General features: G+C 40.5%; 12 protein-coding genes and 1 pseudogene. 1 reads left to right on the top strand and 12 read right to left on the bottom strand.

Annotated features, from left to right (window positions below; translation table 11 throughout):
- The 12 genes and pseudogenes from H6S82_RS03655 to H6S82_RS03600 form a co-directional block, all read right to left on the bottom strand.
- Window positions 1-727: alpha/beta fold hydrolase (locus tag H6S82_RS03655; protein ID WP_191056020.1), on the bottom strand; the 727-nt coding region annotated here is incomplete at its 3' end.
- A gap of 21 nt (window positions 728-748) precedes the next feature.
- A complete protein-coding gene (locus H6S82_RS03650) occupies window positions 749-1,918 on the bottom strand; it encodes a hypothetical protein (RefSeq protein ID WP_190463803.1) in 1,170 nt (389 codons plus the stop codon).
- Between the two features lie 749 nt (window positions 1,919-2,667).
- Window positions 2,668-3,570 carry a bifunctional DNA primase/polymerase gene (locus H6S82_RS03645; RefSeq protein WP_190463802.1) on the bottom strand — a complete coding sequence of 301 codons (903 nt, stop codon included), beginning with the start codon at window positions 3,568-3,570 and terminating at the stop codon, window positions 2,668-2,670.
- A gap of 91 nt (window positions 3,571-3,661) precedes the next feature.
- Window positions 3,662-4,963, bottom strand: coding sequence for a DNA polymerase III subunit beta (gene dnaN / locus H6S82_RS03640; protein WP_190463801.1), 1,302 nt, complete (start codon window positions 4,961-4,963; stop codon window positions 3,662-3,664).
- Window positions 4,964-5,028: 65 nt separating this feature from the next.
- Window positions 5,029-5,973, bottom strand: coding sequence for a DNA polymerase III subunit delta' (locus tag H6S82_RS03635; RefSeq protein WP_199315199.1), 945 nt, complete (start codon window positions 5,971-5,973; stop codon window positions 5,029-5,031).
- Window positions 5,952-6,257 carry a hypothetical protein gene (locus tag H6S82_RS03630; protein ID WP_190463800.1) on the bottom strand — a complete coding sequence of 102 codons (306 nt, stop codon included), beginning with the start codon at window positions 6,255-6,257 and terminating at the stop codon, window positions 5,952-5,954. Before H6S82_RS03630 ends, H6S82_RS03635 begins: the two co-directional genes overlap by 22 nt.
- 9 nt (window positions 6,258-6,266) lie before the next feature.
- On the bottom strand, window positions 6,267-7,223 hold the full coding sequence (gene holA / locus H6S82_RS03625; RefSeq protein WP_190463799.1) for a DNA polymerase III subunit delta: 957 nt from the start codon (window positions 7,221-7,223) through the stop codon (window positions 6,267-6,269).
- Window positions 7,168-7,839 carry a hypothetical protein gene (locus H6S82_RS03620; RefSeq protein WP_190463798.1) on the bottom strand — a complete coding sequence of 224 codons (672 nt, stop codon included), beginning with the start codon at window positions 7,837-7,839 and terminating at the stop codon, window positions 7,168-7,170. The genes holA and H6S82_RS03620 overlap by 56 nt, the downstream gene beginning before the upstream one ends.
- A gap of 125 nt (window positions 7,840-7,964) precedes the next feature.
- Window positions 7,965-9,767: a 3'-5' exonuclease gene (locus H6S82_RS03615; RefSeq protein WP_190463797.1), complete on the bottom strand. Its 1,803-nt coding sequence runs from the start codon at window positions 9,765-9,767 to the stop codon at window positions 7,965-7,967.
- Window positions 9,768-9,918: 151 nt separating this feature from the next.
- Window positions 9,919-11,229 (bottom strand): annotated as a pseudogene (locus H6S82_RS03610) (DNA polymerase III subunit gamma/tau); the annotation flags it as partial.
- A 23-nt stretch (window positions 11,230-11,252) separates the two neighbouring features.
- A complete protein-coding gene (locus H6S82_RS03605; RefSeq protein ID WP_190463795.1) occupies window positions 11,253-11,615 on the bottom strand; it encodes a DUF6876 family protein in 363 nt (120 codons plus the stop codon).
- A gap of 49 nt (window positions 11,616-11,664) precedes the next feature.
- Entirely contained in the window at window positions 11,665-11,928 is a 264-nt protein-coding gene (locus tag H6S82_RS03600) for a GIY-YIG nuclease family protein (RefSeq protein ID WP_190463794.1), read from the bottom strand.
- 634 nt (window positions 11,929-12,562) lie between these two features.
- On the opposite strand from H6S82_RS03600, the gene H6S82_RS03595 reads away from it, so the two are divergent.
- On the top strand, window positions 12,563-15,447 hold a 2,885-nt coding region (locus H6S82_RS03595), incomplete at its 3' end, for an ATP-binding protein (RefSeq protein ID WP_191056019.1).

Raw genomic sequence — 15,447 nt, 5'->3', positions numbered from 1 at the left:
GATCGATGCGATCGCTCAAATTAGCATACCCTCCACTTTGAGTAAAAGAAGCGATCGCAACCTTCCATCCCGGCATTTCCTGATGTAACAAAGAACAACGAAGTGCATCAATTAACCTTGGCTCGATGATTGGCAAAGCTAAAGCCGCAGTAAGGGCAGCTTTTTTGCGGAAATACAGCCAAGAAGTCCCTAATTCAATCAGTGGATATGGTAAAAACTGACCAGCGGGAAAACTGCCGGAATAACCAACGCTATCAATCAAAACCAGCGATTTCACCCAATTGGGATGGTGCAAAGCGAAATCGATCGCAACTGCACCTCCTAAAGAAGCGCCAACTAGAATCACAGGTCGATCGATCCAGTTTTCTAAAATGCTCAGTAGATGCTGACGGATGTTGTAAGGATTGACTGCAATAGTGGGAACATATTCAGTAAATCCGAAGCCAAATAGATCTAATGCCCAAGTTTCATGCTGATTTGCCAATAAAGGAAGCAAACGCCGGAATTCTAGCAGCGAACTATCAAATCCGGGGAGCAATAAAATTGGCGAAGTTTTGGAGAAAGAAGTGGACTGAGTGAGAGAGTAGCGAATATGGGCAGTTGCGATTGCACTTGTACCTTGCTCGAACGTAACTTGAATCACCCGCCGCTGGAGGTTTACAAGAAGTGCGATCGCTTGAGAATCTCGAACATCAACAACACAGGGCGGTAGAAAATCAGCAAACATTAATAACTTTATCTCAATCCCTTATTTATTAAGGTTCTTCTTGCGAGTTGCTCTGGATTTGTTTGCTCCTTCTTGAACTGGTTTACTAACAGCTTCTTCACCAACTTGTGCATTTAATTCTGGACTTTCCGGTTCACTAGCGCGATTGGTTTCAATCTTATCTTGAGGTGCAGCTTGAGAATCATTACGTTCTCTAATTTGTACCAGTTCTTCTTGAACCTGACCGAATTTTTCGTACAATTCCTTAAGTTGCTTTTCTAAAAATTGATTGCGTTCGGTTAAAGCTTGAATAGTTTGAACCGAACTGGTATCTTCCGTCCCAAACACGGGAGCAGAAGGTAAAATAGGTTGTGCTACGAGTTGAGCTTTCAGTTCATCAATTTCATTTACTTTACTAGCTAAAGTTGCTTCTAAACGTTGGGATTTTATCAGTAATTCTCGATTTCGTTCTGCTAGTTGGGTAACTTGAATATTTAGTTTATCTCGCTCTTGACTTACTGTATTTAAAGTAGTGCGAAGTTCGCTAGCTTGTTCTGCTTGAGCATCTGCATCTGCTACCTTATCTTGGAGTAACTGATTAGTTTCGCTTAATTTCTCTACCTGCTTTTGCAGGCGATTGATTTCCTCTAAAAAATCGTTAACCTCCTTCGAGTCTCCCAGCTTCACCAATCTCTCGTTATTTCTCACTACCAACTGCATTTGCTCTAAAACGTGCTTGTAAGCTAACTCCATCCCTGCCAGTTTAGCTTTTACCTCTTGATAATCCATCAATTGTAGGCGCAAACGATCGTTTTCTTCCTCCAACGTTTCAATGCGTCCCATTTGAACTTTGGTGTCGGAAACAGAAAGCGCCTGTTGCCACATGGCTTTCACCATTTGGCTTGCTAGAGTTTCAAATTCAGAAGGGACATCAGTTTGCGCTAAATCTCTGCTTTGGCGGATTTCGTCTAATGCTTTAACCAAAGGGTCACTCCCACTTTTCTTGAGAATTTGCTTATTGCGTTCGATCCAATTGTGCAACATTGGCAGCAATGTTTGATTGCCACCGCCAACTCCGTGCATTTGAATCATCTTCTGCCGCAATGGTTCCAATTGTATCCCGCCTGTCTTGGGATCGATGTTTCCTTCCCTGACAATTGCTTCACAGGCCGTATCTACCATCTCTTGGGACACGAAAATTCGCTTAGCCATAGCCATAATAGTAAATAGTCGATAATTATTTTACTATTCAATTTAACTGATTTCACTTAAATAGTCAATAATTATTTTGCTATCGAATATCAAAATTGGTTCTAGGGGAGTTTTAAATTCGATAGTGGATAGCTATTTCACTATTGGTTTCCACATAGCTGTTTTCTCACTCCGATTCATAAAACGGTTGTAGGTGAGATTCAGATAGTCAATATTTATTGAACTATCAAAACCTGAGCGCAGTAAACAGGGAGTAAGGGTATAACGTGCAAGGGATAGGCCGATCGTCCCAAACAACCGCATTTGGATAATGAATATTTATCAGACTATTGACTATTTAATCCCGGTCATACTTACTGAAACCGAAAATAGTCAATATTTATTGAATTATCGAAAAAAGTTGATGTTAAATAGCGATCGCTCAACCCCAGAAACCACCGAAAAGATGAATAGTCAATAAATATTAGACTATCGACTATCAGCCTCGACTCCTATTAGACAGAGAATCGCTTTGTTCGTAGCTATTATTTAAATAGTCAATATTTATTTAACTATTGAGTTAGGGAGATTAGAACAGTAAAGAGCCACCTGGGGTTGCTCAATGGGAGAAGACAGAGAAAAATTAATAGTCAATAAATATCCGACTATCGACTATTGCCGTGTGCTTCCAGGGAAGCTTACAGAGCGATTTCGATAATTGGATACTTTTTGACTATCCAGTATTCAGCCTGAGTTAAAGAAGCCGGATGTTAGGCAGAACAAGGATTATAGGAATCCAATGCCGCTAAATAATAGATTGACCCTAAAGAAATCCGATTGGGAGAAAAAGTTGCCCATTTGCTAGAACATACACCAGGCTGGTACTTGGGAGACTGCTTACTCCACTCATCCCACAACCAAAGAAGTACAGGCGAAAATGAATAAAGGGCCATGCCTATGCGAATCCACTCGTGATAGTCATCAGCACGCCAAGGGGCAATTTGAGCTAGCTTTTGTGCAATTCTATCGCTTGTGAGGTGATGCGATCGCTCCTTCCTATCCTGATTTTTTGGTATCCTATCCGATATCAGCCTTTTTTGCATCAATTCAATCAACCAATCAGGTGCAGGCGCTATCGCACATTCAGCCGGACTGCCATTTCGCACCCAACAATAACGTCCAGTTTGCGGATGCACCGAAGGCGGCAGTACCGACATCATACCAGATGCTCTGATTTCCAACGCTTCACCTGAGAGAGAAGCTTTAATCCGCCTGGATGTGGCACTAACTTTTGCTGGGATAGAAAATAAATACTGACAGCGACTGGGTTTACCACTGGTAAATGCTACTGTAGGGGGAATATTGTTACCAGATAATTTTCGCAACAAGTTCATCGCAGAACTGCCATCCACATCTACAGCTACTAACTTTTTTCCTGTCAAAATACCAATTCCTTGTGGATGAATACTCACCATTACACCAGTTCGATTTTTCACTATTACACTGCCAGTCGATTGAAGCTGCCTAATCAATTCTTGCTTGCTAAATGGGTTTAGCTGCCATTGGTATCCCAAAGGTTGTTTATTTCCATTGGTGGGGACGATTTGCCAACATTTAGGAATAAGGTAAAGACCTTCAACCAATCTTCGAGTTATAGAATTATTGACAGTCATATTCGACTACCGAGTTTGTCAATACGAAGCGCGAGTGAGTCAGCGATAAACAAACCCACTCGCTCAAATTACTCCACTTTCCAAAAACCAACTAACTCTTAATTAGAATTGGCATAAACAACTGAGTAGTCGGAATCAAACTTTCAACAGGGGAAATAACCACCGGACTTGTGGGTGAGTTCATTTGCAACTCCACCCAAGCAGTATCGAGTTTCTTCAAAGCTTCTAGCACATACTTGATATTCAGACCAATTTCGATGCTTTCTCCTTCAATTTTGGCTGACATTGTTTCCACGCCTCTACCCAAATCAGCCGTTTCTACCGTGAGAAGCAGTGATTGTTCGGATTGATTAACGTTTGCCACAATTACATGATTGTTATCTGTTAACACTACCAACCGTTCCAAAACATCGATAAACTGGCGTCGGAAAATGCGAACAGTGGTGCTAAACCCGCTAGGAATCAGTTGGCGATAAGAAGGATACTCGCCTTCTAGCAAACGAATAGTTAGCTGGGTAGTACCAATACTCAAGCTGCCTTTGTTACTATCGAATTCTACGGTTATTGTTTCCGCAGAATTAGCTGATAATATTTTCTCAATTTGTTGTACTCTGGCAGCAGGAATAGTAACCGCTACTAATGGAATATTTTCATCATCGGCGTAAGGATTGGGAATAGAAGCAATTGCCAACCTGTAACCATCTGTAGCTGCTAATTCAATCCCATCTGCATCAAATTGTAAATATACTCCACTGAGTATTGGTTTCGTTTCATCACTAGCAGCAGCAAATAAAACCGTTCGCAGTCCGGCTGCTAATAATAGCGGTTTAACTCGAAAGCTTTGACGGTTCGTATCTAGTTCCGGTAAATTCGGAAAATCCTCTTTCACCGTTCCCCGAATTTGATATTGTCCGCTACTAGCACAACTGAGAGTAACGACAAACCCCCTACTGATTGCACGCGCTTCTAGGGTGACTTTTCCGGTTGGCATTCGCGATACAATACTTTGTAACAGCTTGGCTGGTAAAGCAATCGTACCTGGAATTTCTACTTGAGCATCGCAGCAGATGGTAACTCCCAGGTTAAAATCAAATCCAGTCAGCGTTATTTGTCCATCAAGTGCTGTTAACAGTACGTTACTCAAACTAGGATGGATGGGTTTTATGGGAACTGCTAATAGTGCAGTTGAAAGTTTAGAATTGAAGGTGTCTACTTCAATTTCAAATTTGAGTTTGATATCATCGTATTGCGGTAGTTGAGTATCCGATTCGGGAAGTGTAGTTACTTCAACTGAGTCTTCTGTGATTATCGTTGAAGGTTCTATCTCTGTAGGTGTTGTAACTTCTTCAACAACGGGTTTTTGCAAAACGGTAGACTGATTTTTACGAGGCATAACTAATCAAAAATAATCATCGCAAATCTTCCCGGCGTGAGCCATTCGGATTTGCAATGATTAGGTTATAATTGAATACAATTAGTCAGTGTAACTTCCCAAACGAGCCTGGGAAGTGCTAATTTTAGAATTGCCTGTTTAGCACTTTCTAACTTGGCCATTAAATCAGTACGATGTAACGAATCCCACCACAGCAGCATTAGGTAATCTATCAACCATAATTGCTGGGAGTATTCTAGAGAACGGTCAATTTCTCTCGCCAATGACAAAGCTGCCATGAGGCTGTTGGGTAAAGTATTACACTGATTGAGGAGTTCTAGAGGAATTGATTGTAGCATTTGATGGAATGCGATCGCTAACCCCGGACTACCCCGTGCTATCGTAATCAGAGTAGGATTAGCCAAAATATTGCCATACCCATTTTTGGTTAATACTGTTGCTAAATCATCATTGGATAGCCTGTGGAAAGGAATTACCTGACACCTAGAAATAATCGTAGGTAACAGTGTTTGAACGCTACTCGTCATCAGGATGAACAGAGTATTAGCAGGTTCTTCCAGCGTTTTCAGCAATGCTGATGCTGCTTGATGATTCAAAGCATCCGCATCTTCTATCACCACTACCTTTTTTGGTGCATTTAGAGGCTTGCTAGTTGCAAATTTAACCACTTCCCTCACCTGGAATATCCGAATCACGGGTGGTACTTTTCGCTTGATACCCTGTGCGATAGCTTCTGATGATGTCAGCAATTTATCTTGATGCTGGTAGGTTGGCATCACCCATAAAATATCTGGGTGATTGTTTATTTCAATTGGTAAGTTATCCTGTCTATCCGAAAACAATGATTGAATGAAACAGTTAGCAGCAAGACGCTTACCTATTCCTTCTTCCCCGGCGAATAAAAGTGCATTGGGAATCCGATTTGTAGTAATAATTGCTTGCAGTAGGTTGACGGCTGTTGCTTGACCGATTATTGAGCTAAAATGGTTTAGGTTGATTGTTGATTCCATAGTTTATATGCTTGCCAATTTCTGGGATTGCTTGGGTCTTTTTCAGTTTGTTCGTAAGGGGTATTCATGGTAGAGATATCGTACAATTCCAATGCTGCTTTCATGCCAACATCGATAAATCTTTCATAGCATTCCTGACTCCAAACTGTACTCTCAGCAATGGCAGCTAATAACAACAGAATCTCTCCGCCACATTCTTCCGATTCTAAATATTCGATTGCTGATAGTAATTTGGCTTTGGGAGAGGTTGGATAGGGTGGCAGAAAGTAACTGATGTGACTCATTCGATACTCCTAAACATTGCATAATTTCTGGATTTGAATGATGAGCGAATTTCGAGCATCTTGACCGCTTTTGAGCATGATTTCCAATTCCAAAAGCAGGCAGAGAGCATTTTGCAATAGGTCTAATCTACAGTTTTGAGTTTCCTGTTTGAGATAATAAATGCGATTGGGATTTCCTATCTCTGCTTCTTTCGCAATCAATTGGTTAGATGCACCTTGCTGACTCATCAACTTTACCCACAGCCAAGTGCGAAATTGAGTAACGAGAGTAGCAACAATTCTCAGAGGAGGTTCATTACTATTGAATAGGTCATTTATGCAACTAAGTGCGGCTGGTAGGTTTCTTTGGAGGATAAAGCTAGCCAATTTGAGACTGCTGCTGGTATTAGAAGAAACCAAAGTTCGTACATCTTCTATTTCAACAGTTCTCGTACCTACATACAATTTCAACTTTTGCAGTTCCGAGTACAATAATCGCGTATCGTTTCCTACTGCTTCTACCAAAGCTGTAACTGCCTGTGGACTGAGATTAATGCTGAGTAAAACTGCTATTTCCTGTACCTTTTGTGCTAGCTGTTCGGTTGCCCAGATGGGAATAATAGGATATTCTTTAAATTGGGCATATTTCTGCAATAATTTGGTTGATTTAAGCCTGCCATCTGGCTTGGTTTTACTGGTCAGCAATAGAGTATTACTAGCAGGTAAATTTTTCAGGCAGTTTTCCCAAGATTGTAGTTGATTTTCCGTACATTCACCTCGGTTATCCTGTAACCAAACCAAGCGACCTCCTTCACCCCAGGGGGGAGTCATCGCACTGGTAATTCCTGCCATTAAAGCTTCTGGACTGGCAGGTATTTTAGTGTAGTTGAAGTTTAACCAATCTGGATGACAAATTTCAGACCGCAGTTGGTTAATTTCCAATGAGATAGCAAACTCGTCTTCTCCGTGTAAAATAATTACTGTCATGTAAATATCCTCTATGTGGACGTGCTTCTGTGATGCGATAAATTTCGTGAAAGGGATGAGGTGGTAATTTGTCGATAATTGCCAGATAACACTTGACATCGCTTGGTTTTGATGCTGTCACATATAATTCTTCTGGCATCTGAATACTGATTCCACCTACTAATTCAAACCATTTCCTAAACTTTTGGTAATATCCCTGTTTCGATTCAAATGCAGCATTGCTCATTAAGAATACTAAGCGACCATTTGGAGCCAAGCAGTGATAATAAGCATGGGTGATGTGCAGTTCTTGTGCTGGGAATGGAGGGTTGGCAATAATCCTTGAATATAGTTTTCTGGGATAATAGGTTAAGAAGTCATCCCAAACAACTAAATATCCTTTGAGCGTAAGAATTAGCTGATTGAGGTAAAATTGTTCTACGCAATGCAAGTTAGAACTGAATTTGCGGATGTACTCGCAAAGTATACCCGTACCTGCACTGGGTTCTAATACGCTCATGTTTGGCTGGATATTTGCCTTTTTTACCATAATTTCAGCTACCCAGTTGGGAATTGGGTAGAAATAGTTAGAATGGGGAGCAGTTAGTAATGCTTCTACTTCTAGATATTGCTGCATTTCATAAGCGATTAATTTCAGCTAATTATCACTTACTTTAAGCGTGAGCGTACTTTCTGGGAAAAATACTAAAAATAATATCCATCATTAAAGTGATGGATATATCCAAATGCAATCATTAAATTTCAGAACAAGGAGAGTTGCTTATAGGTTGCAGAATTATCAACCTTAAGAACTGTTCTGATTTCATCCCTTTTTTTTGCAATCAAGTTCAGGTAATAACTCACCGCATATTCCCCCGTTGCTGTTACCCCATTCATTCCATGATAAAATGTTACAATCTCACCCCTTTTACCCAAAGTTAACAAAGCTCTTTCATTCGCTTTAATCTTGCGGGTAATTTGGATTTCCTCTTTCGGCAATTGACCGGATAAAATCTGGCGCTTCACCTCGTTGTAATAATCTTCAGCTTGTTGTTCCGATGTGATAAAATAGGTGAGATAGTTAACGGGAAATTCCTTTTCCAGGCGAGAGCGATCGCGTTTTTTCCAAATCCCTTTTAAAGTCGTGCTACCATCATAGTGCCACAATATATAATTTTTAGCACCTTTGGCTGGCACGAACATCGCTTTTGCGGTTGTTTCCAGTTCTATACTAATCCCGGAAGGCATGGAATTAGATAAAGTTTGAAAGACTAATTCTGGTTGTGGGTGGCTGAAGAATACTCCATCGGTATCGGATTCAATTTGAATTCCATCAACTGATTCTATAACAGATATCATGTGCTGGAGAATGCGCCTCCCGTAAGCAGTCACCAGCGCCGCCGCTTCCATATCGTTAAAGCCAACACCACCAGTACCGTAAAAGCCAAATAGGGAATTAATCAGCACTTTTAAAGCACCTTCAGCTTGTTTGGCTGCAACATCGCCAAGTTTACCCTTTGCTTTCATTTTCAGTCTTTCTTCTGTCAGGTATTTGAGAATACCCAGTGCAATGCGTTTCTCATCCTTACGAGAACAAATGCCATATTTGAGCATAATAGAAGGATATAGGCTAGATACATCAATTTTTGCTACATTGCGGTGCAGTCCCGGTACTGAAATTACCAATCCGCCTGCAAATTTCATCTTCGGATCGGCTTTTGGTTTAGTATGAGGATATTGATTTTCTAATACCCTCTGCCATTTAGTAGCATTACCCGCCAATGCAAGCTGTTGCAGATTCATTCCCGGTACTATCAATGCTTCGTACCAATAACTGGGAACTAGCTTATCTGCAATTAATTTAGTATCTTCTAAATCAAATTGCAGGTATTCTCGAATAGTCTCCCACCCCGAACTTCCTTCTCCTAAATGCCAACATTCTTGAATTTGCTGATGAGATAAAGTTAACCTGCGTTCTTTCCTCAATCCCAATTCTAATACGACATTTTTGAGCGAGTAGGATAGAGTGAGAGATTTAGCGATGAAATCCCAACGCAAAACGCAGATATACGCATCTACGTGATTGGTATTTTTGTAAAGGATTTCATTAACTTCGATAGGCGTACCGAAAATTTGAGCGCTGGGTATTCGTCGGGAATTTCTTGCTTGTTTGAAAGGATGTTTGATTTTTAAGGCATTGAGTCTGGTGATAATAAATGGTAAATCAAATGCCATGCCATTGTATGTTAGCAGCACTTCTGGATTAACCGATTGTAAGTAATCCAGAAACTCTTGCAATAACAAAGCTTCATCTAACTGCATGAAGATTTGTGTATTTCCAGATTCTGTCATACAGCCGATGGCAATAATGCGATCGCGTTCTTTGTCCAATCCCGTTGTTTCGATGTCTAATACTACCTTGGTTAATTGGTCGTAAGGTTTAAGAGAAACTTCCGGCTTCCATTCAATTTTTGGTGTGTTATCGGTGTAGAAAATATCAAGGGCAGGTTCTTCTACTATAATTTCTTTGTCTATTGTCTGACAAAATTCCCGATGCTTGTACATAAATTCTATTCTCCTAATTCAATAACCTAAAAATTCTAGAAGAAACACAACAGGGAAGTGTAAATATAACTTCCCTATTTTCTACTCCCCACTCCCTTTTTAATCAACAGATTAATTGCAGCGTAGTTTTAGTACCAACTGTTTTCGACAATGCCATTTCCAAATGTTCGATTGGTACTTTATTCTTGAGTGCTTCCGAACTCACTTTTACAGTAGCAGTTCCACTTTCCAAGGCTACCAATTTTCCATGCTGCTGTAACAGAGTTTTGGTACTCAATGGTAACTGTTTAAGTGTTTTCTCCCAAACATCAGATGATGCCGATCGCGTTGGCGAAGATACCTTAACAGCAGTAGTATTGTTAACAGTAAGCTTGTTCCCTACTGATAACAATACTATCATAGTTACTTCTAACCAAAGATGAGGAACATTGGTGTTTTTAACTTGCGCTTCAGAAGCACGCAGATAATCTTGTCCTGCTAAAATCTTGTCAACGTCCCACCGAGATGCAACTTCGCATAATTGCTGCCAAGTTGTAGAAGTACAAGCAACTAAATCGGAACGACTGGGTGCAGTTTTAGCAATCAATAAATCGCGATAAAAACCGGTCAAATCTTGTAGAATAGTTAGAGGCTCTCGTCCTCTTTCCATTAACTGACGGGTGCGGTCAATTAAGGTTTCTGGATGATTACCAGCAACCGCATCCAGCATTTCCATTAAATCGCGTTCTGGTACTGCGCCAACTAAGTCCCAAACTTGTTCTACGGTGATTTCACCTGATAACAGGCTTAACTGGTCGAGCAAGCTTTCTGCATCCCGCAATCCCCCTCGTGCGATTTGGGAAACTAGAGTTAATGCAGCATCGGTGATATTGATGTTTTCCAGCGTGGCAATTTGACGTAAATGCTTTACCATTTCATCAAGTGCGATTCGGCGAAAATCGAATCTTTGGCAGCGGGAAATAATGGTAGATAATACTCGTTGGGGGTCAGTGGTCGCTAGTACAAATACAACTTGTTTGGGAGGTTCTTCCAGCGTTTTCAGCAACGCATTCATTGCTGCACTGGATAGTCCGTGAACTTCATCGATCGCATATACTTTATAACGACATTGGACGGGTGCGAATTGAGCGCGATCGATAATTTCTCGGATGTTTTCAACTCCCGTATGACTGGCGGCGTCGATTTCAATTACATCCAAGGAATTACCGGAAGTAATTGCACGACAAACTTCACATTTTCCGCACGGTGTTGCGGTTGGTTTATTGCTAGAAAGGCAGTTGAGGGATTTAGCTAAAATTCTAGCACTAGAAGTCTTACCAGTGCCTCTAGAACCAGCAAACAGATATGCAGGTGCGATTTGCTGACTGGTAATGGCATTAGTCAACGTGGTAGCGATCGCATCTTGACCTACCAGTTCGGCAAAGGTCTGGGGGCGATATTTCTGATGGAAAGGTACGTACATTGGTGTGTGTTAAAGGTAGGGAATTAATACTCGGAAGGCAACATCAGCACTTTATCTACTAAGTAGAGTTTGGTAGAATTGAGTGGAAAATCAGTGTAGGGAATTTCTTGTCTGACGACTGGTTCTATGTCACTATCAGATTGGCAAGTTAAAACTGCTGATTTATCTTCTGATACTGTTAACTGCCACAGTTGAAATTCTTGCAAATCTTGTTGCGAAAGCAGTTGTCGCGTTTGATGGGAAGCAATGGCATCGATTAACCAAAAAGCTTGTCCTTCAGTTGCTAGATATTTGACGCCATCGGTATAGTTAATTTTGCCGAACGAATGTTGATAGATATTTTCAGTTCCGGTAAAGGCATCTAATTCGGCTTGGGTTAACGCCATCAGTTTTACTCCTTTTTAATTCATTTTTCTGATGGCGTTAGCCACATTTTTAAATTGGTAATCGATTGCAAATCGGACAAAATCGACGGCTATTTTTTTGTCGTTTTAGCTGGCGTTCTAGAGAGCGATCGCCTATCCAAACCTCTGCTAACCTAAAGGTAATTCCCCTTTCTTTGGCAACTTGACAGAGCCTTGCGCCCCTACCCAGCCTGTGATCCCTAATTCTTTCGTCCAAATCTTTCGTGTAACCTAAATAATGCTGGGTTGGTCTTTCTGGATTGATGCGTTTATTGAAATGTAACAGGTAAACCATTACAATGTCTCATCGAAATCATCAATCCTCTAAGTGCGTGAGCAACAAAAAAACTTATTTTTCCAGTGGTTAATAAAAGCAGTCTTATGGTAGAAGCTTCAATCTAAAAATATTTCCTATTACTCCTTATTACATATATGGAAAGCGACAGCTTTAGATAGCCTATGAGTGATTTACCTGCTTACTTCATACAGCTTCTTTATTTTCTCTATTTCTCTAGGTTCTGCCCAACACTCAATACTGTTCAATCCAAAAAATTGCACAGTTCTTCTTTCTTTGGGGGTCAAGCTAATGATTTTGGTTCTCACGGATATCTAGTGTAAAAAGTAGTGGGTGATACAGATTGACTGGATAATGAAGACTGAAAACCTTGATGCAGCTAGATTATAAGCTTGCGTTATCATTAGAAGTACGGGAGATCCATGATTTTTTACCCCTTTATGAGAAATAAATTAAGTACGCCAGAATAAATAGATGCAAATAAATAAGATAAAAACCTTAAAAGATGCCCAACCAGCTTAAAAGCTTCTGCTGCAAGGGCTTTAGGTTTATATAGCAGGTTAGTCATTTTTACTTTAATTACGATCGCCCACTTAGTTGAATTATAATAGTTATCACGATTGAGCAAAATTCTATGTCTGATATTAACTGGGGACTGATCAGAAACGGTTATACCTTTCAAGATTTGATTTGTTCCCTCATCCGTCTTGAAGACCACAAAGCTCGTCTTTACGTTCGCCCAGGAAAAGATTATGCCCAGGATGCGCGTTCAGGAGATGGGCGCATTATTTACCAAATGAAGTTTCATCGAAATGAGGCTGCCTCTTCAGCTATCGCGGATGCCAAAGAAGAAGCTAAGAACATTACTAAATATTTAGTAACGCCTGGTAAATCACAAGAAATTTGGCAGGTAGTACAAGAATGGATCTTAATCAGTAATGTTGCGTTTAATCCAAGTGACGAACTGAAATGGAATAAAGAGGTTAAGCCGCTATTTGATGAATTAGAGTTAAAAGCATCTTATTGGGAGAAATCCGTAATCGAGACACTTTTGCTCAAATATCCTGATTTAAAACAAGCTTATTTTGGTGGAGAGACGCGAGTTTTCTTGGGAATTGCAGAAGCACGCGAACAGGTACAACAATCGCAAGAATTCGAGCATTATCATGCCCTAGATACTCATTTTCAGGGGAGAGAAACGGAATTAGAACAATACAAAAATTTTATAAATGATGCCAAGAAGAAAATCCTTGTGATTCATGGGGCAGGGGGCATTGGTAAAACCCGATTCCTTCTAGAAGGTGCGGAAACTCAAGCCTTACCAGAGGGATGGCAGATACTTTGGGCAAATATTGCAACTATGACAGCAACCAGTTCATGGTTCATAGGGTTAATTGTCGAACGTCCTACTTTGCTTTTGATTGATGAACCTGAAGATGCAACTGTTCTGAAGACGCTAGTGGAGCAAATTTCTGGCGGTCGGGCTAGAACTTGGAAAGTCGCCATTGCTGTTCAGTCTCCTAACGATCCTGTTTTGAAATATCTTCAGGGGACTCGGATGCAAGATATAGTAGAAGATCTGCCGCTAACTTCTTTAGAAGAAAAAGCAGCAATTGCTTTTTGTCAGGAACTCATAGAATTTGGCTCTCTACAATCACAGACAAATGATTGGAAAACACAAGCTGCTACCTGGATTGCTCAACATTATGACTACTATCCTATCTGGATCGCGATCGCTGTCAAATTGCTAGAGAGCAGAGGTAATCTTGAGATAATGCCGCAAGAGGCGGAGAGTTTGGCATCCGACTATTTAGAAGGAATTCTTACACAGCAACAGAGTATTCCTTCTGAGAAAGCTTTGAATTTACTCCAGTGGACAGCATTGTTTGATACTGTAAATCGAGAAGATACTACAGTAATTCACTTTATTCAAGCAAAAGTTGGATGTAGAAATCCCACAGAACTACAGCGATATTTCGACAGCCTGATTGCCCGCAAAGTGATTTTTGAGCGAGGTTCTCGTAATCGTCTCCTTAAAATCAAACCAGATGTATTGGCCGATTACATTCTGCGACAGTGGTTAACTTATAGCAGACCCTCTGGAGCTAATTTGGAAGCTTCATCGGAGGCATTGGAAATTATTGAAGAAGTTAACGCAATGTTAGATTCCGCTGAAGCTTCAAGTCTTCAAAAGTTGCTATTAAGGGGTATTGCTCGATTTGAGTTGCTTCAACAGTTATCAAATAATCCGATAAATCTTTTGGGAAGGCTCCTACACGACTGGTATGACCGAGTTCCTACCATGAATGCACGTCGGAAATTAGCGTACCTTAGTGTTTTAGATGAAATTTCTTTTGCTCATGTATCCGAAGTTCTGAGCCTGCTAACAGCTGTGTTAAATTCAACCTCAGCACCAGAAACTGTTTCAACGATTTTTGGACAACGAATTATTACTCATGATGACGTAATCTTGGCGCTACCTTGGATTGTTTATCATACGGCTCCTTACGCTCAAACCCCCAACGAACAGATGGCGCTCCTCTCACTGCTCTGTAAGTTAGTAATTGCAGAACGTGATGTTGCAACTCGTAGACCGCAGGGGTTACCGAATGATGGTAAGAGAGCCGAGACTGTTTTACCTAGAGTCATTAAAGGTAGTCCAGAGTTTCGTAGTGATTTTGAGGAATCCGCATTTGAAAAAGCGAACGAATTATTAACAAATATTCGTTCTCAAATAATTTCTGAGGATCAAAAGTTAATTCTCGATACCTTAGTTAAGCCGCTGTTAGATATTGAGCAAGAGTACACGAGCTTTGATGGTCGCTTTGTCAAAACTCAAACATGGTTGATTACACCAGAGACAACCAAGTGGAAAATTAGAGAATCACTTCGCACAACAATAAAAGAAATACTACGAGAGAAAAAAATTCATCCAACTCAGTCAGTGATTCTCTGGCAACTACTAGCTTATGCTCATCAGGAAATAAATCAAGCTCTGTTAGAATTCTCACGAGATTCATCACCTACAACTCCTTATTACGAAGCATTTCGTAACGTTATAATTGAGGATTTACAGTGGATGGTAGAATTCCTGAAATTAGGTAATTTCGATATTGAGGAACTCGCAGCTGCTCGCGAACTTTGGAAGTGGTATGCTCAGTTTAGTAAAGATAATGAACTGAAAGAAATTGCTAACCAGTGTGAAACTTCCTTTAAAGAACGAGAACTTTTTCCCAAATATGCCCCCCTTCTTACTTGGGAAAGTAACGAAGCATTAGGACAATGGGCAGTTGAAACAAGCCATAACTTAGCTAATTCAGATAATCCACAAATTATTCACGACTTCGTTCGAGATGGTGTGAAAATTTTGGGAAAACCTGATGCAGTTTCTAGGTTATTAATTGTGGCTGCAAATCTAGGTTTAAAAGCGCAACAATCTCAATCTGTACGTAATTTTGTTCAGGAGGCATTGAAGCTACCTGTCAAAGATGCAGAGTTTCTGTTTGCTGCCAGACTTTG

The organism is Planktothrix sp. FACHB-1355, from assembly GCF_014748295.1.
Lineage (GTDB): Bacteria > Cyanobacteriota > Cyanobacteriia > Cyanobacteriales > Aerosakkonemataceae > Aerosakkonema > Aerosakkonema funiforme_A.
Note: the sequence above shows the minus strand (reverse complement) of the source record. Positions and strands in the feature narration are given on the sequence as shown.